At 62.1% G+C, this 17,971-nt stretch carries 18 protein-coding genes and 1 pseudogene; 8 read left to right on the top strand and 11 right to left on the bottom strand.

The genetic code is table 11. The features are described from left to right. Positions 1-96 precede the first annotated feature (96 nt). Positions 97-1,092, top strand: coding sequence for an OmpA family protein (locus V3H56_RS20975; protein WP_047736610.1), 996 nt, complete (start codon positions 97-99; stop codon positions 1,090-1,092). 127 nt (positions 1,093-1,219) lie between these two features. Then, positions 1,220-2,437: an argininosuccinate synthase gene (locus tag V3H56_RS20970; protein ID WP_024779511.1), complete on the top strand. Its 1,218-nt coding sequence runs from the start codon at positions 1,220-1,222 to the stop codon at positions 2,435-2,437. Between the two features lie 288 nt (positions 2,438-2,725). On the opposite strand, the pseudogene V3H56_RS20965 reads toward V3H56_RS20970, so the two are convergent. After that, a pseudogene (locus tag V3H56_RS20965) lies at positions 2,726-2,983 on the bottom strand (hypothetical protein); the annotation flags it as partial. Between the two features lie 451 nt (positions 2,984-3,434). On the opposite strand from V3H56_RS20965, the gene V3H56_RS20960 reads away from it, so the two are divergent. Continuing rightward, positions 3,435-4,061, top strand: coding sequence for a response regulator transcription factor (locus V3H56_RS20960; RefSeq protein ID WP_042729353.1), 627 nt, complete (start codon positions 3,435-3,437; stop codon positions 4,059-4,061). A gap of 71 nt (positions 4,062-4,132) precedes the next feature. On the opposite strand, the gene V3H56_RS20955 is transcribed toward V3H56_RS20960, so the two are convergent. The 8 genes from V3H56_RS20955 to metG all read right to left on the bottom strand — a co-directional run bounded on the left by V3H56_RS20955 (position 4,133) and on the right by metG (position 10,927). Further along, the gene (locus tag V3H56_RS20955) at positions 4,133-4,315 is read right to left on the bottom strand and encodes a hypothetical protein (protein WP_042729354.1); all 183 of its coding nucleotides are present in this window, start codon (positions 4,313-4,315) and stop codon (positions 4,133-4,135) included. Between the two features lie 107 nt (positions 4,316-4,422). After that, positions 4,423-5,061 (bottom strand): endonuclease III, encoded by a 639-nt coding sequence (gene nth / locus V3H56_RS20950; RefSeq protein ID WP_047736606.1) that lies wholly within the window; start codon positions 5,059-5,061, stop codon positions 4,423-4,425. After that, entirely contained in the window at positions 5,058-5,591 is a 534-nt protein-coding gene (locus V3H56_RS20945; protein ID WP_047736604.1) for an Rnf-Nqr domain containing protein, read from the bottom strand. Before V3H56_RS20945 ends, nth begins: the two co-directional genes overlap by 4 nt. Beyond that, entirely contained in the window at positions 5,584-6,195 is a 612-nt protein-coding gene (locus tag V3H56_RS20940; RefSeq protein ID WP_338473836.1) for an RnfABCDGE type electron transport complex subunit G, read from the bottom strand. Before V3H56_RS20940 ends, V3H56_RS20945 begins: the two co-directional genes overlap by 8 nt. Then, the gene (locus V3H56_RS20935; protein WP_338473835.1) at positions 6,192-7,178 is read right to left on the bottom strand and encodes an RnfABCDGE type electron transport complex subunit D; all 987 of its coding nucleotides are present in this window, start codon (positions 7,176-7,178) and stop codon (positions 6,192-6,194) included. Before V3H56_RS20935 ends, V3H56_RS20940 begins: the two co-directional genes overlap by 4 nt. After that, positions 7,165-8,184: an electron transport complex subunit RsxB gene (rsxB, locus tag V3H56_RS20930; protein ID WP_042729359.1), complete on the bottom strand. Its 1,020-nt coding sequence runs from the start codon at positions 8,182-8,184 to the stop codon at positions 7,165-7,167. Before rsxB ends, V3H56_RS20935 begins: the two co-directional genes overlap by 14 nt. Next, positions 8,181-8,753 (bottom strand): Rnf-Nqr domain containing protein, encoded by a 573-nt coding sequence (locus V3H56_RS20925; protein WP_047736598.1) that lies wholly within the window; start codon positions 8,751-8,753, stop codon positions 8,181-8,183. Before V3H56_RS20925 ends, rsxB begins: the two co-directional genes overlap by 4 nt. Before the next feature lie 128 nt (positions 8,754-8,881). Next, positions 8,882-10,927, bottom strand: a complete 2,046-nt coding sequence (gene metG / locus V3H56_RS20920; RefSeq protein ID WP_047736596.1) for a methionine--tRNA ligase — start codon at positions 10,925-10,927, stop codon at positions 8,882-8,884. 314 nt (positions 10,928-11,241) lie between these two features. Between metG and apbC the strand changes: the two genes are divergently transcribed. Further along, the gene (gene apbC, locus V3H56_RS20915; RefSeq protein ID WP_042729362.1) at positions 11,242-12,336 is read left to right on the top strand and encodes an iron-sulfur cluster carrier protein ApbC; all 1,095 of its coding nucleotides are present in this window, start codon (positions 11,242-11,244) and stop codon (positions 12,334-12,336) included. Between the two features lie 126 nt (positions 12,337-12,462). Here apbC and V3H56_RS20910 read toward each other — a convergent pair whose 3' ends face one another. Beyond that, positions 12,463-13,221 carry an SDR family oxidoreductase gene (locus V3H56_RS20910; RefSeq protein ID WP_047736594.1) on the bottom strand — a complete coding sequence of 253 codons (759 nt, stop codon included), beginning with the start codon at positions 13,219-13,221 and terminating at the stop codon, positions 12,463-12,465. 158 nt (positions 13,222-13,379) lie between these two features. Between V3H56_RS20910 and V3H56_RS20905 the strand changes: the two genes are divergently transcribed. The 4 genes from V3H56_RS20905 to groL all read left to right on the top strand — a co-directional run bounded on the left by V3H56_RS20905 (position 13,380) and on the right by groL (position 16,886). Then, on the top strand, positions 13,380-14,111 hold the full coding sequence (locus V3H56_RS20905) for a HugZ family protein (RefSeq protein ID WP_047736593.1): 732 nt from the start codon (positions 13,380-13,382) through the stop codon (positions 14,109-14,111). A 66-nt stretch (positions 14,112-14,177) separates the two neighbouring features. Continuing rightward, positions 14,178-14,654 (top strand): FxsA family protein, encoded by a 477-nt coding sequence (locus V3H56_RS20900; protein ID WP_047736591.1) that lies wholly within the window; start codon positions 14,178-14,180, stop codon positions 14,652-14,654. A 241-nt stretch (positions 14,655-14,895) separates the two neighbouring features. Next, entirely contained in the window at positions 14,896-15,189 is a 294-nt protein-coding gene (locus V3H56_RS20895) for a co-chaperone GroES (RefSeq protein WP_042729366.1), read from the top strand. Positions 15,190-15,239: 50 nt separating this feature from the next. Continuing rightward, on the top strand, positions 15,240-16,886 hold the full coding sequence (gene groL, locus V3H56_RS20890; RefSeq protein ID WP_042729367.1) for a chaperonin GroEL: 1,647 nt from the start codon (positions 15,240-15,242) through the stop codon (positions 16,884-16,886). A 235-nt stretch (positions 16,887-17,121) separates the two neighbouring features. Here the strand turns inward: groL and V3H56_RS20885 are convergent, their stop codons facing one another. Beyond that, on the bottom strand, positions 17,122-17,865 hold the full coding sequence (locus V3H56_RS20885; protein WP_047736589.1) for a phosphatase PAP2 family protein: 744 nt from the start codon (positions 17,863-17,865) through the stop codon (positions 17,122-17,124). Between the last annotated feature and the right edge of the window lie 106 nt (positions 17,866-17,971).

The following is a 17,971-nucleotide window of genomic DNA, read 5'->3' as shown; positions in this document are numbered from 1 at the left end:
CCCCTACAGGTGTGCCACGAATCCGTGGGGTGCCTGGGACCTGCGTCAGACTCTCAGTAGGTGTCGAACTTTGTAATAAAGCCAGTGGAGCCTCCCGTGCGCCAGCGTTATCTAGCCTTGCTCAGTGTGTTTGCCAGCCTTCCCGCGATGGCGCTCACTTTCCAGACCCGTCTGGAGAGCATTGAGTGGACGGTCGAAGGCGACAAGTTCGAGTGCCGGCTGAGCCAGCCGATCACCGATTTCGGCAGCGGCGAATTCGTGCGCCGGGCGGGCGAGCAGGCCACGTTCCGTCTCAAGGCCTACAACCCAATGCTGGGCGGCGGTTCCGCCACCTTGCTGGCGGCGGCCTCACCCTGGCAGCCGGGACGTGGAGACATCAACCTGGGTTCGGTGAGGATCGGCAGCGGCGACGTGCTGTTCAACAGTTCTCAGGTCCAGGCCGGGCGACTGATCAGCGGGCTGATGGAAGGTCGCAGCCCTGTGGTACGCCGCAACAGCGAGGACGGGCGCGTCTCGGAAGTCCGCTTGCTGCCGGTGCGCTTCAACAAGGCCTTCAATGACTATCAAGGCTGCGTGGCCAAACTGTTGCCAAAGAACTTCGAACAGATCAAGCAGACCCAGATCGCATTTCCCGGTGAGTCCATCGAGCTCGATGCCCGTGCCAAGGCGCAACTGCAGGTGATGCTCGACTTCATCAAGGCCGACCCGAGCGTCAATCATGTCGAGCTTGACGGTCATTCCGACAACAGCGGCAACCGCCTGACCAACCGTGAGCTGTCGCGCCGCCGGGCCCTGGCCGTGCAGGAATTCTTCAAGGCCAACGGTTTCCAGGAATCGCAGATCACCGTGCGTTTCCACGGTGAGCGTTACCCTCTGGCACCCAACACCACCGCCGCCAACCGGGCCAAGAACCGTCGCGTGGTCGTGCAACTGGCGCGTGTGGAGCCTGCCCAGGCACCGACACCAGCACCGGTGCCGGCTGCGCAACCGGCCCCTGCGCCACCCGCACCGGCCGCCGCGCCTGCCAAGGTTCCGGCCCCCGCCGCTGCGCCGGCCAAGGCGCCTGCCGGGGCCACTGCACGCACGTCCTGATCCCGCGTGGTCGTCGCGCGTTCGACATAATCTGTCGCTTCGTCGTCATAAGCTGTCGCGCCCCTGTAAATTATCCGCGTTGGACGTTAGACTTCACGGCTTTCCGTAGAACCCGTGGAGTGATGGCATGGCGGACGTAAACAAGGTCGTTCTGGCGTATTCCGGCGGCCTGGACACTTCGGTGATCCTCAAGTGGCTGCAGGACACTTATAACTGCGAAGTGGTGACCTTCACCGCTGACCTGGGGCAGGGCGAAGAAGTCGAGCCTGCACGCGCCAAGGCTCAGGCCATGGGCGTCAAAGAGATCTACATCGATGACCTGCGCGAAGAGTTCGTCCGCGACTTCGTGTTCCCGATGTTCCGCGCCAACACCGTCTACGAAGGCGAGTACCTGCTGGGTACTTCCATCGCCCGTCCGCTGATCGCCAAGCGCCTGATCGAAATCGCCAACGAAACCGGCGCCGATGCCATTTCCCACGGCGCCACCGGCAAAGGCAACGACCAGGTTCGTTTCGAACTGGGCGCCTACGCCCTCAAGCCAGGCGTTAAAGTCATCGCCCCGTGGCGCGAATGGGACCTGCTGTCCCGCGAAAAACTGATGGACTACGCCGAGAAGCACGCGATCCCGATCGAGCGTCACGGCAAGAAGAAGTCGCCGTACTCGATGGACGCCAACCTGCTGCACATCTCCTATGAAGGTGGCGTGCTGGAAGACACCTGGACCGAGCACGAAGAAGACATGTGGCGCTGGACCGTCTCCCCGGAGAAGGCCCCGGATACCCCGCAGTACCTGGAACTGACCTACCGCAATGGCGATATCGTCGCCCTGGACGGCGTGGAAATGAGCCCGGCCACCGTGCTGGCGACCCTCAACCGCATCGGTGGCGAGCACGGCATCGGCCGTCTGGACATCGTCGAGAACCGCTACGTCGGCATGAAGTCCCGTGGTTGCTACGAAACCCCGGGCGGCACCATCATGCTGCGCGCCCACCGCGCCATCGAATCGATCACCCTGGACCGTGAAGTCGCTCACCTCAAGGATGAGCTGATGCCCAAGTACGCCAGCCTGATCTACACCGGCTACTGGTGGAGCCCTGAGCGTCTGATGCTGCAACAGATGATCGATGCTTCCCAGGTCAACGTGAACGGTGTCGTGCGCCTGAAGCTGTACAAGGGCAACGTGATCGTGACCGGGCGCAAGTCCGACGACTCGCTGTTCGATGCCAACATCGCGACCTTCGAAGAAGACGGCGGTGCCTACAACCAGGCCGACGCGGCCGGTTTCATCAAGCTCAACGCCCTGCGCATGCGCATTGCGGCGAACAAGGGTCGCAAGCTGTTCTGACCCTGCCTGTGTAAAAAACGGCCTGCCCTGCGCAGGCCGTTTTTTTTGGGGGCTCCCTTTTCTGTGCAGGGATTATCCATCCTGCCTGGCCGTGGCCTCGCCTGCGCCCCGGTAAATGACGTAGACGATGATGCGGGTGGCTTGTCTGTCGCGTTTGGACCGTGGGCGTTGCGATTGCCCGCACACCACGCACCCGGGGCGCCGCCGCTTGCGTCCGGGGCGATGACATTGCGTCGGCAACACCTGGTGTTTGTTTGTCCGGCGCAACGTCCGTTTACGCCGGCCGAGCGAATCATCCAGGGTCTTGAGGAAATGTTTGCCCTTGGGAAAGTCGGAAGGTGAATACAGCGAGCGGTAGTTGAAGTTCAGGGTGGTAAAAAACAGCAATAACAGATAAAACGGAAAACTGATCAAAAACCAAAGATAGTATTCGCGATCGTCATCGTCCAGAAACGGCAGGGAGATGGCCGCGGAAGTTTCCGATAGCGTGGCAAATACAGCGATGAGGGTCATGGGGTTGGTAATGGTCTTCAAGGGTTTGTTCATATGGGTTGCTCATACAATATGCTCGGTGAGTCAGTTGATGGATAGGGTTATTAATAACTAGTCCAATACCGCGGCGCTGGCAAGGCGTGAATGGACGCTGCCTTGATTTCTGTTTTTTTATATTGAACGCGCCTGGCACTTCGATGCGAGGCTATTTAACCAAGGCTTTAACGATCCTATTAGCCACATGCCTTGAACCACCGGCCTCGGAGTGGAAGCGTGGCGTAATACGATTTGTCCAGAGGTTACCGGGAGGTTAAGAAAGGTCGCTTGCGGGCCGTCGAAAAATTCATGACACATTTTTTTCGGGTGAATTTGTAGGATTTTTCTGTATAGCTTGTAGGTTTCGTCTTTCGCTGCGAGCGGCCAGGGGGGGGCGGCATGCCAAGGTAGAAATGACTAGGCTATTGTGCGTGCTCTAAAAATTCGAACAGCGAAGTTGGATTTGCCCATGAATAAAGTGCTGATCGTGGATGATCACCCCGTCATTCGTCTTGCTGTACGTCTGCTGATGGAGCGTCATGGTTATGAAGTTGTGGCCGAAACGGATAACGGCGTCGATGCGTTGCAACTTGCGCGGGAACTTATGCCCGATATCGTCATTCTCGATATCGGTATTCCGAAGTTGGATGGCCTGGAGGTTATTGCCCGCCTGAGCGCCATTCCCTCGGCAATGAAAGTCTTGGTGCTGACGTCCCAGTCGCCCGGGCATTTCTCCATGCGTTGCATGCAGACGGGAGCGGCCGGGTATGTGTGCAAGCAACAGGACTTGACCGAGTTGTTGAGCGCGATCAAGGCCGTATTGTCCGGCTACAGTTATTTCCCCAACCAGGCGCTGCATACCGTGCGCTCCAGCCTGGGTAACGCCAGCGAGTCGGACATGGTCGATCGGCTGTCCGGACGGGAAATGATGGTGCTGCAACAACTGGCGCGCGGAAAAACCAATAAGGAAATTGCCGATGGGATGTTTCTGAGCAACAAGACGGTCAGTACCTACAAGACGCGTTTATTGTTGAAGCTCAACGCGCGTTCGCTGGTCGATCTGATCGAGCTGGCACAACGCAATGGGTTGGTGTGAGTCAGGCGGTCACCCATAGCCAATAAAAAAGCCTCCATCGGGGAGGCTTTTAGGTGTTTGGGGGCAAGCGGTCAAAGGTCAAAGTCGTAATCGGCCAACTGCTTCTGCAAGCGGCGTTCTTCCAGCAGATTATCAATGGTGCGGCGTTTGCTCAGGTTGGTTTTCGCCACTTCCACGACCACGGGTTCCGCGTCGTCGGACTCAACGGCGATGAATTCGTCTTCTACATCCAGTTGTTCTTTGCCAGTACTCATGGGTTCGACTCCAGGCTAAGACTGCCATTGGCGCTCCTTATATCGATAAACCACGGGCGGGTAAAAAAGATTTTTTCAATCGACAGATCAATAAAACCAATAGCGCCTCAATCGTCGGAGGTCTTGTGCTTGTATTCACATAAATCTTCGATCCGACAGCTGCCGCATCGGGGCTTGCGTGCCAGACACACGTAGCGCCCGTGAAGAATGAGCCAGTGGTGGGAATCCAGGAGGAACGCCTTGGGCACGAACTTCATCAGCTTGTTCTCCACTTCCACCACGTTCTTGCCGGGCGCCAACCCGGTGCGGTTGCTGACGCGGAAGATGTGCGTGTCGACCGCCATGGTCAGTTGCCGGAACGCGGTATTGAGCACCACGTTGGCGGTCTTGCGGCCGACGCCCGGAAGCGCTTCCAGGGCTTCGCGGGTCTGCGGGACCTCGCTGTCATGGCGCTCGATCAGCAGGCGACAGGTTTCGATGACGTTCTTGGCCTTGCTGTTGTACAGCCCGATGGTCTTGATGTACTCGGACAGCCCTTCGACGCCCAGGGCGTAGATCGCCTCCGGCGTATTGGCCACCGGAAACAGCTTGGCCGTGGCCTTGTTGACGCCGACGTCGGTGGACTGGGCCGACAGAATCACCGCGATCAACAGCTCGAACGGCGAGGAGTAGGCCAGTTCGGTTTTCGGTTCCGGGTTGTCTTCGTGAAGGCGACGAAATATTTCCAGGCGTTTGGCGGCGTTCATGGGCGCGGCGTGTCCTTGGTAGGTGAATGAGGGCTGGCGGCCGTCCAGGCCTGGCGGGCCGCCAGCAGCAAGCCGAGCAGGATGAACCCGCCCGGGGCCAGCGCGGCCAGGGGCAGGGCGCTGGCGATCAGCTCGCGCAGGGCGCCCAGGCCAAGCATCCAGAGGCCGAACAGGCCAGCAAGCCTGAGGCGAGCGGACAGACGCCGCTCAACGAGGGCGTCTTGTTGTTCCAGCACCACGCCGCTCAAGGCGATCCAGCCCAGGTAAAGGCTCGACACCCGGAACGGCTGCGGCGCCCAGGCCTGGAGCACGAAGCCTGTGCAAGCGGCCAGGGTAGCCGCCAGCACGGCACAGGCGAGCACGCGTTGATACGCGCTCAGGCGATGTCGGACACTTCCCATCGCCGCGTCTTGCGCAACGACGATCAATGCCCAGGCCAACCATACCCCCAGCGCACCGGCCAGCGAGTCGCTCGCGCCGACCAATGGGACGAGCAACAGCCCGCGCGTCAGGGCCCATGGCTTATTCATCCGCGACCACTCCGGTCAGTTGAGCCTGGTGCTCGTCGAAGTAACGCAGCGTATCGTGAACCGCCTCCAGGACGGCTCGGGAGGTCACGGTCGCGCCGGCCAATTGGTCGAATCGTCCGCCATCCTTTTTCAGGGCCCAGGCGCTGTCGTCAGTCTGCTGGCGTGATTGGCCGGTGAAGGTTTGCAGCCAGGCATTTGGCCAACCGGCAATCGCCGCGCCCAGTCCGGGGGTCTCGGACTGATGCAGGGTTTTCACGCCCAGCAGGCGGCCTTGCACGTCGATTGCGATCAGCAGTTCGATGCTGCCTTCATACCCCGTTGTCTGGCTGCGTAGCAGCACCGCGCTGGGTTGGCCGGCGCGAGTGGCCCGGTAGGCCTGTAGCAACGAGCTATGGGCCAGGGGCACGGCGGTCGTCATCACCGGCTGCGCCAATGGCTGATTGTCGTAGCGCTCGACGGGCAATACGTCGAGCAGGGCGCGGGTCTGCTGTGCTTGTCGTTGCGCCTCAATGCGCCCGGCGGTGCTCAGGTGCGTGAGGTAAGTGGCACCGCTACCGAGGACAACCAGTGCGATCAGGAGGGCCACGCCGCCGGGATTGTTCATGCCGGTTGCCGCCGTTGCCGTGCAGCGGCCAGGCGCTCCAGTGCGGGGACGCCAAGGTTCATCAGCAACACCGCAAATGCCACGCCGTCGGGGTAACCGCCCCAGGTGCGTATGGTGTAAGTCAGCAGTCCCACGCCGAACCCGAACAGCAGTCGAGCGAGTGGCGCCTTGGCGCCCGAAACCGGTTCGGTCACGATGAAGAACGCCCCGAGCATGGTTGCGCCGGTGAGCAGATGAAACAGCGGCGAGCCATGGGAATCGGAGCCTGAGCCGTTCCAGCCGATCAGGCTGACGAGGAACAGGCTGGCCAGCATGCCCACCGGTGCGTGCCAACTGAACACCCGTTGTTGCAGCAGAAACAGGCCTCCGGCCAGGAACGCCAGGTTGACCCATTCAGCGCCCCGGCCACCGAAATGGCCAAACGCCGGGTTGTGGGCGAACAGCTCGTCGATGGTCAGGCTCCGGTTGAGCCGCAGGCTGTCCAGCGCGGTCGCCCCGGCCCAGGCGTCGGGTGCTGGCGGTGTGCCGAACACGTGTTGCAGGCCTTCCAGCAAGCCCACGGCGTGGGGCGCAGGCCATTGACTCATGTGGGCAGGAAACGCCACCAGGGCCAGGGCATAGCCGAGCATGGCCGGGTTGAATGGGTTGCTGCCGACGCCCCCCCACAGGTGTTTGCCAAAGAGCAGGGCGCAGGCCACCGCCGTGACGGTCAGCCACCAGGGACCGTACGCCGGCAAGGCCAGGGCCAGCAGGGTGGCGCTGACCAGCGCGCTGCCATCGAACAGCTCGGGGGCGAGTGATCGGCGGCGCAGGCGCAGCACCGCGGCTTCGATCGCCAGTGCGGTGAGCGCCGCCAGCGCCAGGTTCAGCAAAATGCCCCAGCCCTGGAACCACAGCAGCGCCAACGCGCCCGGCAGCGTCGCCAGCAGCACGCGCTGCATGGCCTGGCGCAGTCGTTCGTCCATGGGCTCAGGGCGTGACATGGGCGTCCACCTGGCGCTCGGCGTCCTTCACCGCTTGCTCCAATGCCAACACCTGGTCGTCCGGGGCCGCCGCCGCGCGGGCCTTGCTGAGCTCGGCGCGGCGCATGGCCAATTGGATCTTGGCCCGTTTCAGCTCGGCGTTCGGCGCGGGTGCCGGGGCTGGTGCTGGCGCGGTTTGCGGTGCGGCGCTTTCCAGTTGTATCAGGGCTTGCTCGGCCGCTTCGAACTGGCGTTGCAGCACGATCAGTTGCGATTGTTGCTCGAAGGTCGGCGGATGACCGAAGGCCTTCAAGGATTTGTTCAATTGCGCCCGGCTCATGGCCAGGTCGACCTTGGCCTTTTTCAGGGCGGCATCGGCGTTGGCGGCTTTCTGCGCGCGCACCCGTTCCAGCGCGGCTTGAACCGGGTCGAGCGCCTGGGGTTGAGCCGGGGCCTGGGCGGCGCGTTGGGTGCGGGCCAGGCGTTCGGCCTGGCGCTGCTCTTCTTCACGCCGCAAACGGGCGTTGCGTTGCTCGAAGCGCCGTCGGGCATGGTTGCGTTTGGCCGCGCGCGCTTGTTGCTCCTCAAGGCTTGAGGTCAGGCCGCCGATAATCGGCAGCACGCTGGCTGTCGGCAGGGGTCGCATCTCGATGCAATCGACCGGGCAAGGCGCTACACACAGGTCGCAACCGGTGCATTCGTCGATGAGGACGGTGTGCATCAGCTTTGCCGCGCCGACTATCGCGTCCACCGGGCAGGCCTGGATGCACTTGGTGCAGCCGATGCATTCGGCTTCACGGATAAAGGCGATTTGCGCCGGGGCCGCGCCGCGGCTGGTGTCCAATTCCAGCACGGGCACTTTCATCAGCTCGGCCAGGGCCGCGATGGTTTCCTGGCCGCCGGGTGGGCACTTGTTGATCGGCTCGCCCTGGGCAATGCCCTCGGCGTAAGGCTTGCACCCCGGGTGCCCGCATTTGCCGCATTGGGTTTGCGGCAGCAGCGCGTCGATACGTTGAATCAGGCTCATGTCTTGACCAGCCCGCGCAATCCAAGAAAGGCCACCGCCATCAGTCCGGCGCTGATCAACTGAATCGGCAGCCCGCGGAAGGGCAGGGCAATAGCGTGAGTGAAGGTGCGCTGGCGCAGGTCCTCGAACAGGCCCAGCACCAGCCAGAAGCCCAGCCCGGCGCCCAGGCTCAGGGCGACGGCGTGGCCCAGGCCCTGGTCGTCCTCGCCATTGAGCAGCGTCACGCCGAGGACGCCGGCATTGCCCAGCAGCAATGGCCACAAGCCGTCGAACGGCCATGTCGGCCGCCAACGTGCCAGCCCGCGCAGCAGGGGGGCGATGAGCAATACGCTTAAGGGCAGCCAGACCAGCAGGCGCAACGCCGTCAGTTGGGCCAGCGCCAGCAACCAGTGATCGAGCAGATAGCCCAGGGTGCCGACCACCAGCATCAGGCACGTCGTCGCCAGCCCCAGGGCGTGCACCCGCCGCCTGCCATCGGTCGTCAGCAGCGGATCGACGCCCAGCGGCCAATGCAACACCAGGTTGTTGATCAGGGCCGCGCTGAACAATGTAAGAAGGAGGTCGGTCATGGGCGTATGGGTGAAAGGGCCTGTTACACGATGAGGCATTATCCGCCACGCGGGCAGGGCGGGCCAGATATGAAAATCCCACAGCCGCCTGCAAAGCGACTGTGGGATCGGTGCAGCGTGCGGTCGCGTTACTTGATCCGCTGGCCTGGCTTGGCGCCGCTGTCGGGGCTCAGCAGGTAGATTTCCTCGCCACCAGGGCCCGCCGCCATCACCATGCCTTCGGACACGCCGAAGCGCATTTTGCGCGGCTTGAGGTTGGCGATCATCATCGTCAGCCGGCCTTCGAGCTTGGCAGGGTCCGGATAGGCACTCTTGATGCCGGAGAACACGTTGCGCTGTTCATCGCCGATGTCCAGGGTCAGGCGCAGCAGTTTGTCGGCACCCTCGACGGCTTCGGCCTTGACGATCAGCGCGACGCGCAGGTCCACGGCGGCAAAGGCGTCGAACTCGATTTCCGGCGACAGCGGATCCTTGGCCAGTTCGCCATTGCCGGTCAGGGCGCCGGTGTCGGTCTGGCTGGCGGCCAGGTCTTCCTTGGAGGCGTCGGTCATGGCTTGCACCTTGGCGGCGTCGATGCGGGTCATCAACGGCTTGAACTCGTTCAGTTGATGGTTGCTCAGCAGGGTCTGGTGATCGTTCCAGGTCAGCGGCGCGACATTGAGGAACGCCTCGGCGTCGGCGGCCAGCAACGGCAGCACCGGCTTGAGGAAAATCACCAGTTGGCGGAACAGGTTCACGCCCAGGGCGCAGATCGCCTGGACTTCTTCCTGCTTGCCTTCCTGTTTGTTCAGCGACCACGGCGCCTTGTCGGCGATCCAGGCGTTGGCGCGGTCGGCCAGGGCCATGATCTCGCGCATGGCCCGGGCAAAGTCGCGAGCCTCGTAGGCTTCGGCGATGCTCGGCGCGGCGGCCAGGAACGCTTCGGTCAGCTCTGGTGCCGCATTGCCTGCCACCAGCACGCCGGCATTGCCCTTGTGGATGAAACCGGCGCAGCGGCTGGCGATGTTGACGACTTTGCCCACCAGGTCGGAATTGACCTTCTGCACGAAGTCGTCGAGGTTCAGGTCCAGGTCATCGACGCCACGGCCCAGCTTGGCCGCGTAGTAGTAGCGCAGGTATTCCGGGGACAGGTGGTCCAGGTATGTCCGGGCCTTGATGAAGGTGCCGCGGGACTTGGACATTTTCTGGCCGTTGACGGTCAGGTAGCCATGGACGTTGATGCCGGTCGGCTTGCGAAAACCCGCGCCTTCGAGCATTGCGGGCCAGAACAGGGCGTGGAAGTTGACGATGTCCTTGCCGATGAAGTGGTACAGCTCGGCGGTGGAGTCCTTGCCCCAGAACGCGTCGAAGTCCAGCTCCGGCGTGCGGTTGCACAGGTTCTTGAAGCTGGCCATGTAGCCGATTGGCGCATCCAGCCAGACGTAGAAGTACTTGCCGGGCTCATCCGGGATCTCGAAGCCGAAATACGGCGCATCGCGGGAGATGTCCCACTGTTGCAGGCCGGCGTCGAGCCATTCGGCGATCTTGTTGGCGACGGCGTCCTGCAGGGTGCCGCTGCGGGTCCAGGCTTGCAGCATCTGCTGGAAATCCGGCAGCTTGAAGAAGAAGTGCTGGGAATCCTTGAGCACCGGCGTGGCCCCGGAAATCGCCGACTTCGGGTCTTTCAGGTCAGTGGGTGCATAGGTGGCGCCGCACTTTTCGCAGTTGTCGCCGTACTGGTCCTCGGTGCCGCATTTCGGGCAGGTACCCTTGATGAAGCGGTCGGCCAGGAACATTTTCTTTTCCGGGTCGAAATACTGGGTGATCGAGCGGGTCGCGATGTGCCCGGCATCACGCAGCTTGAGGTAGACCTGACTCGACAGCTCGCGGTTTTCCTCGGCGTGCGTGGAGTGGAAGTTGTCGAAGTCCACCAGGAACTCGGCAAAGTCGGCGCTGTGTTCGGCCTGGACGTTGGCGATCAGTTGTTCCGGGGTGATGCCTTCCTTTTCCGCGCGCAGCATGATGGCCGAGCCGTGGGCGTCGTCGGCGCAGACATAGATGCATTGGTTGCCGCGATGCTTCTGGAAGCGCACCCACATATCGGTCTGGATGTATTCCAGCATATGGCCGAGGTGAATCGAACCATTGGCATAGGGCAGGGCGCTGGTGACGAGGATCTTGCGTGGCTCGGACATGGGGCTCGGCTACTTGATGAAACGGAGGTCGGCCACTATAAAGCGCCGGCGGCTTTTTTTCACCCTATGAGCCTGTTTCCGGATGCTGGCAGGGCCTGTGTGGCGAGGGAGCTTGCTCCCGCTGGGTGGCGAAGCCGCCCTTAAAAAGGTTGTGTACCCTGACAACGTCAGCCTTGGTGCGACTGCTGCGCAGTCGAGCGGGAGCGAGCTCCCTCGCCAGAGGGACATTCACACAGCAGTGTTTGGGTCGCCACAAAAGAATGGGCGGCGTAGGATAGCCGCCTGTTTTTCCAGTCTTGCTATCGGAGTTGCCCATGAGCGCCGTCAATCGCGCAGCGGTGGAAGCCGTCCTTCGCCAGTACACCGACCCCTACCTGAACCAGGACCCGGTCAGCGCCGGATGCGTGCGTGCCATCGATGTCCAGGGCGATCGCGTCCACGTCCAGTTGGAAATCGGCTACGCCGCCGACCTGTTCAAGAAGGGCTGGGCGCAAATGCTGCAGATGGCGATCGAAGGCCTGGATGGCGTGGCGGCCGCCCAAGTCGACATCACCAGCGTGATCGCCGCCCACAAGGCCCAGGCCCAGGTGCCGGGGCTGGCGAACGTCAAGAACGTGATCGCCGTGGCCTCCGGCAAGGGCGGCGTGGGCAAATCCACCACCGCCGCCAACCTGGCCTTGGCGCTGGCCCGTGAAGGGGCCAGGGTGGGGATCCTCGACGCCGATATCTATGGCCCGAGCCAGGGCATCATGTTCGGTATCGCCGAAGGTACCCGGCCGCAGGTCAAGGACCAGAAATGGTTCGTGCCGCTCAAGTCCCATGGCGTGGAAGTCATGTCCATGGCGTTCCTGACCGATGACAACACGCCGATGGTCTGGCGCGGGCCGATGGTGTCTGGCGCCTTGCTGCAACTGGTGACGCAGACCGCCTGGGGCGACCTGGATTACCTGGTGATCGACATGCCGCCAGGCACCGGCGATATCCAGCTGACCCTGGCGCAGAAAGTCCCGGTGGCCGGCGCGGTGATCGTCACCACGCCCCAGGACCTGGCCCTGCTGGATGCGCGCAAGGGCGTGGAGATGTTCCGCAAGGTCAACATCCCGGTGCTGGGCGTGGTGGAAAACATGGCCGTGCACATCTGCTCTAACTGCGGGCACGCCGAGCATCTGTTCGGCGAAGGCGGCGGGGAAAAACTGGCGACCCAGTACGGCGTCGAACTGCTGGCCTCGCTGCCGCTGTCGATGCTGATCCGTGAGCAGGCCGACGGCGGCAAGCCCACCGTGAGCGCCGAGCCGGACAGCCAGATCGCTATGGTCTACCAGGAACTGGCTCGCCACGTAGGCGCGCGGATCGTGTTGCAGGAAGCCGCCATGCCGGCGATGCCGAACATCACCATCAGCGACGACTGATAGAGTGAAACCCTACCCACTGTGGGAGCGAGCTTGCTCGCGATAGCGGCGTATCAGTCGCATCAAGGCTGACTGAACTGACGCTATCGCGAGCAAGCTCGCTCCCACATTTGGGTTGCGGTGACCTTAGATCCGCAACCCGCCATCCATTTCCAGGATCCGGCCGGTGTAGTAGTCGTTCTCGAAGATGTACGCCGCCGAATGGGCGATTTCCTCGGGCCTGCCCATGCGTTTGAGCGGGATGCCCGAGGTCATTTTTTCCAGGGCCTCGGGTTTCATGCCCAGGGTCATTTCAGTCTCGATGAAGCCCGGGGCAATGCCGGCGACACGAATGCCGTAGCGCGCCAGTTCCTTGGCCCAGGTCACGGTGGCGGCGGCCACGCCGGCCTTGGCGGCGGAGTAGTTGGTCTGGCCGACGTTGCCGGCGCGGGAAATCGAGGAAATGTTGATGATCGCGCCGCTGTTCTTCAGCTCGACCATTTTCGCCGCCACTTCGCGGGTGCACAGGAACACGCCGGTGAGGTTGACGTCGATCACGGCTTGCCATTGGGCCAGGCTCATCTTGCTTATTTCGCCGTCCTTGACCTTGAGCAGCAGGCCGTCGCGCAGGATCCCGGCATTGTTGATCAGACCATGGATCGCGCCGAAATCCTCGGCCACTCGGGCGACCATGTCGCTCACCTGTTCTTCATTGGCCACGTTGCACAGGTACGCCCGGGCCTCGACGCCCTTGGCCACGCACGCGGCCACGGCCTGGTCGAGCTTCTCCTGATTGAGGTCGACCAGGGCAAGCTTCGCGCCCCTGCCCGCCAGGTACTCGGCCATGGAGCGCCCCAGGCCCTGGCAACCGCCAGTGATAATGATTACTTTGTCAGTGAGTTGCATGTGCGTGTCCCGGGATGGCGGAGCGGTTGAGGGAGTTCGGTTGCGGGCCTCTCTTCTGTAGCGGCTGGAGCGCGGCATAGAGTTGCCCGATGGCACCTGGAAACATAGTCCAGCTGCCTGATCGTATTCAAGACGAATTTAGTCGAAGGAGTCATAAATTGAGCGTTGAAGCTGCCAAGCTTGCCCGAGAGCTGCTGCTCAAGGAATACCGTGGAGTGTTATCCACCCATTCCAAATCCATGCCCGGCTTCCCGTTCGGCTCCGTCGTGCCGTATTGCCTGGATGCGCAGGGCCAGCCGCTGATCCTGATCAGCCGCATTGCCCAGCACACCCACAATCTGCAGAAAGACCCCAAGTGTTCGATGCTGGTGGGCGAGCGAGGGGCGCAAGACGTGCAGGCCGTGGGGCGCCTGACATGCATGGCACAGGCACGCAAACTCCAGGACAGCGCCGCCATCGAGGCCGCTGCCGAGCGCTATTACCGTTATTTCCCCGAATCGCAGAACTACCACAAGGCCCACGATTTCGACTTCTGGGTGCTCGACCCGGTGCGTCATCGCTACATCGGCGGCTTCGGTGCGATTCATTGGATCGACCAGGTCACCCTGGCCAATCCCTTTGCCGGCCAGGCCGAGGCGAGCATGATCGAACACATGAACGCCGATCACGCCAAGGCCATCGCCCATTACGTGACACTGGCCGGACTGCCGGACTGCGAGCCGGCACAGATGGTCGGCATCGACAGCGAAGGCATGCACCTGCGCATTGGCCAGGGGCTGTACTGGCTGGCGTTTCCCAGTCCTTGCAACACGCCGACACAAGTGCGCGAAGCCTTGGTTTACCTGGCTCACGCCGAGCAATGGCCGAAAAATGCAGAGGCGAACGCTTGAATTCACGAAAGGACGACGTCATTTAGGGTTTGATAGCAAGGCATTCTTGCGTTGAGGAACCTTTTGATGCGCCCTTTTTTGTTGCTCTTTTTGCTGTTCCCGGTGTTGGAGCTGTTCGTATTCGTCAAGGTCAGCGGTGCGGTCGGGTTTTTCCCGGCGCTGCTGCTGGTCATTCTCGGCTCGATGCTCGGCGTGTTCGTGCTGCGCATCGCCGGCCTCGCCACGGCATTGCGTGCCCGTGAAAGCCTGAACCGCGGCGAACTGCCTGCCCAGACCATGCTCGAAGGCCTGATGCTGGCCCTGGGTGGCGGCCTGTTGATCCTGCCAGGCTTCATCAGCGACGTGCTGGGCCTGGTCCTGCTGCTGCCGTTCACCCGGCGCATGCTCGCCAACAAGATGCGCCAGCGCGCCGAGGAGCAGGCGATGCGTCAGCGCGCGTTCGCCGATGACCTCCAGCCCCGTGGCGGCCCGGCCCCACGAGAGCCGGTGGGCCGCGAGCCGACGGTGATCGAAGGTGAATTCGAACACCGCGACTCCAAGTAAACCCTTCAGCACGGCGCCTTCGGGCGCCGTGTTCGTTCAGGCGTGGACGTAAAAATTTTTCCACCCGGCCCTTGTAATCGCCTTGCGCGCCCCTATGTATGGGTCACCGCAAGGTTTCCGGTGGCAACACCGGACAGACTTCCGCGGTTCGACTGACGAACCGCAACCGGCTTCGCCGGCTTTGTTAAACCCGCCGGGACTACACCGGCCGATGAAAACCCAAAATTAGGAGAGATCGACAATGAAGCTTCGTCCTCTGCATGACCGCGTCGTCATCCGTCGCAGCGAAGAAGAGAAGAAAACCGCTGGCGGTATCGTCCTGCCAGGTTCGGCTGCTGAAAAAGCCAACCACGGTGAAGTTCTCGCTGTAGGTACCGGCCGCGTGCTGGACAGCGGTGAAGTGCGTGCGCTGGCCGTGAAAGTGGGTGACAAGGTTGTGTTCGGCCCTTACTCCGGCAGCAACACCGTGAAAGTCGACGGCGAAGACCTGTTGGTAATGAGCGAGAACGAGATCCTCGCTGTTATCGAAGGCTGATTTCCCCGCTCATTTTCCCGCTACTACACAGTATTTAAGGAATATCGATCATGGCTGCTAAAGAAGTTAAATTCGGCGATTCCGCCCGCAAGAAAATGCTCACCGGTGTCAACGTCCTGGCTGACGCAGTAAAAGCGACCCTGGGCCCGAAAGGCCGCAACGTGATCATCGAGAAGAGCTTCGGCGCTCCGACCATCACCAAGGACGGCGTTTCCGTAGCCAAGGAAATCGAACTGGAAGACCGTTTCGAGAACATGGGCGCGCAGCTGGTCAAAGACGTTGCCTCCCGTGCCAACGATGACGCCGGCGACGGCACCACCACCGCCACCGTCCTGGCCCAGTCGATCGTCAACGAAGGCCTGAAAGCCGTCGCTGCCGGCATGAACCCGATGGACCTCAAGCGCGGCATCGACAAGGCGACCATCGCCATCGTCAAGGAGCTCAAGGGCCTGTCCAAGCCTTGCGCTGACTTCAAGGCCATCGCTCAGGTAGGCACCATCTCCGCCAACTCCGACAACTCCATCGGCGACATCATTGCCGAAGCCATGGAAAAAGTCGGTAAAGAAGGCGTGATCACCGTTGAAGAAGGCTCGGGCCTGGAAAACGAACTGTCGGTCGTCGAAGGCATGCAGTTCGACCGCGGCTACCTGTCGCCGTACTTCGTCAACAAGCCGGACACCATGGTGGCCGAGCTGGACGGCCCGCTGATCCTGCTGGTCGACAAGAAAATCTCCAACATCCGCGAAATGCTGCCGGTGCTGGAAGCCGTTGCCAAGGCTGGCCGTCCTCTGCTGATCGTGGCCGAAGACGTTGAAGGCGAAGCCCTGGCGACCCTGGTCGTGAACAACATGCGTGGCATCGTCAAGGTTGCTGCGGTCAAGGCCCCTGGCTTCGGCGACCGCCGCAAGGCCATGCTGCAGGACATCGCCGTCCTGACCGGCGGTACCGTGATCTCCGAAGAGATCGGCCTGAGCCTGGAAAGCACCACCCTGGAGCACCTGGGTAACGCCAAGCGCGTCACCCTGTCCAAGGAAAACACCATCATCGTCGACGGTGCTGGCGTTCAAGGTGACATCGAAGCGCGCATTAGCCAGATCCGTGCCCAGGTTGCCGAAACTTCCTCGGACTACGACCGTGAAAAACTGCAAGAGCGCCTGGCCAAGCTGTCCGGCGGCGTTGCGGTGATCAAGGTTGGCGCCGGTTCCGAAGTCGAAATGAAAGAGAAGAAAGCCCGCGTTGAAGACGCCCTGCACGCTACCCGTGCAGCCGTTGAAGAAGGCGTGGTACCTGGCGGTGGCGTTGCGCTGATCCGCGCACTGGAAGCCCTGACCGAACTCAAGGGCGACAACGCTGACCAGAACGTGGGCATCGCTGTTCTGCGTCGCGCTGTTGAAGCGCCGCTGCGTCAGATCGTTGCCAACTCCGGCGACGAGCCAAGCGTCGTGGTCGACAAGGTCAAGAACGGCCAAGGCAGCTTCGGCTACAACGCTGCGTCGGGCGAGTACGGCGACATGATCGAAATGGGTATCCTGGACCCAACCAAGGTCACCCGTTCGGCCCTGCAGGCAGCGGCTTCCATCGGCGGTCTGATCCTGACCACCGAAGCAGCCGTGGCTGACGCACCGAAGAAAGAAGGTGCAGCTGGCGGCGGTATGCCAGACATGGGCGGCATGGGTGGCATGGGCGGCATGATGTAAGCCAGCCTTACCCTGTAGCGAAAAACCCCGCCTGCGAAAGCAGGCGGGGTTTTTTATTGCCGCTTATTGGGGAGCGAGCGTTACGCCGCTTTCGCGAGCAAGCTCGCTCCCACAGGTGATCTTGGGCGATCACCGGATTTGCGCCCACCCTGGTCCCCTGTGGAAGCGGGCTTGCTCGCGAAGGGCCAGCAGCCCCAGCATCGTTATCGCAGGCTCGCCCCCCTCTGAAAGATCCTCAGCCCCGGGCGGGGGCGGGCAGGGCTACGCGATCCGTCGTGGCGGCGGGTCGGTAAAGAATGAAGTAGTAGCAACCCAGGCAAATCAGCCAGCAGAACACCGCGGTCCAGACGTTGTGGGAAAAGAAGTGCGCCCCCTGCATCATCCTGCCGATGGAAAACACCGTGCCCAGGCCGAGGGCCAGGACGAACGCGCGTCTGGCCAGGCGTGGCCGGCGGTCACGCAGGACGAAGAACAGGGCAAACAGGGTGAAGCCGGTCGCGGCATGGCCGCCGGGCCAGCATCGCCCAGGCTTGTCGGTGGCCGGTCGCGGGCTCAGCAATTCGCTGTAGGTTTCCTTGCCGCCGAACTCCTTGAGGCTCCAGGGGCATTGCACGGCCGTCACGGCCTTCATCGGTGTGACGAACGACGTGGCCAGCGCCAGGGACAGGACCAGGCAGCCGAGTTCGCGTTTGAACGGCTTGAGTCGAGCGTTGAAGAACGTGGCGATAAACCCCAGGACCGCCACCACGGAAAAGGCGATGACTACCTCCTTGGCACGGTCGTGGAGGATGTCTTCCAAAAAGTAACTGTGTCGGCCAATGAACCCGCCACCGGTGGCGTCATAGAACAAGTGGGCCAGACCCATGTCCAGGGTGGTCAGTTCCAATAGCACCAGGATGACCGCGACGGCGGCGGGCAGCCCCAGGGCGATCCGCAGGTTAAGCGGCCTGGAAGCAGGGCGGATGGCGGTGGAAACCATGAAAGTACCTTTCTGGGAGTCTTCGATGAACAGCGCGTTTCGCGCAGTCTGACCGGTGTTGCGTGGGAGGGGTGTGAAGGTTGGGTGAAAAAGTCGTCAAGGCTTG

The sequence above is a fragment of the Pseudomonas sp. MS646 genome, from assembly GCF_036693845.1.
GTDB classification, from domain to species: domain Bacteria; phylum Pseudomonadota; class Gammaproteobacteria; order Pseudomonadales; family Pseudomonadaceae; genus Aquipseudomonas; species Aquipseudomonas chlororaphis_E.
The sequence above is the reverse complement of the archived record's forward strand: the minus strand, read 5'-3'. Positions and strand labels throughout refer to the sequence as shown.

Bases quoted from the DNA above. Each gene is read 5' to 3' on its own strand.
- V3H56_RS20970 (WP_024779511.1), top strand. From the start codon at position 1,220: ATGGCGGACGTAAACAAGGTCGTTCTGGCGTATTCCGGCGGCCTGGAC.
- V3H56_RS20960 (WP_042729353.1), top strand. From the start codon at position 3,435: ATGAATAAAGTGCTGATCGTGGATGATCACCCCGTCATTCGTCTTGCT.
- V3H56_RS20955 (WP_042729354.1), bottom strand. From the start codon at position 4,315: ATGAGTACTGGCAAAGAACAACTGGATGTAGAAGACGAATTCATCGCC.
- nth (WP_047736606.1), bottom strand. From the start codon at position 5,061: ATGAACGCCGCCAAACGCCTGGAAATATTTCGTCGCCTTCACGAAGAC.
- V3H56_RS20945 (WP_047736604.1), bottom strand. From the start codon at position 5,591: ATGAATAAGCCATGGGCCCTGACGCGCGGGCTGTTGCTCGTCCCATTG.
- V3H56_RS20940 (WP_338473836.1), bottom strand. From the start codon at position 6,195: ATGAACAATCCCGGCGGCGTGGCCCTCCTGATCGCACTGGTTGTCCTC.
- V3H56_RS20935 (WP_338473835.1), bottom strand. From the start codon at position 7,178: ATGTCACGCCCTGAGCCCATGGACGAACGACTGCGCCAGGCCATGCAG.
- rsxB (WP_042729359.1), bottom strand. From the start codon at position 8,184: ATGAGCCTGATTCAACGTATCGACGCGCTGCTGCCGCAAACCCAATGC.
- V3H56_RS20925 (WP_047736598.1), bottom strand. From the start codon at position 8,753: ATGACCGACCTCCTTCTTACATTGTTCAGCGCGGCCCTGATCAACAAC.
- metG (WP_047736596.1), bottom strand. From the start codon at position 10,927: ATGTCCGAGCCACGCAAGATCCTCGTCACCAGCGCCCTGCCCTATGCC.
- apbC (WP_042729362.1), top strand. From the start codon at position 11,242: ATGAGCGCCGTCAATCGCGCAGCGGTGGAAGCCGTCCTTCGCCAGTAC.
- V3H56_RS20910 (WP_047736594.1), bottom strand. From the start codon at position 13,221: ATGCAACTCACTGACAAAGTAATCATTATCACTGGCGGTTGCCAGGGC.
- V3H56_RS20900 (WP_047736591.1), top strand. From the start codon at position 14,178: ATGCGCCCTTTTTTGTTGCTCTTTTTGCTGTTCCCGGTGTTGGAGCTG.
- V3H56_RS20895 (WP_042729366.1), top strand. From the start codon at position 14,896: ATGAAGCTTCGTCCTCTGCATGACCGCGTCGTCATCCGTCGCAGCGAA.
- groL (WP_042729367.1), top strand. From the start codon at position 15,240: ATGGCTGCTAAAGAAGTTAAATTCGGCGATTCCGCCCGCAAGAAAATG.
- V3H56_RS20885 (WP_047736589.1), bottom strand. From the start codon at position 17,865: ATGGTTTCCACCGCCATCCGCCCTGCTTCCAGGCCGCTTAACCTGCGG.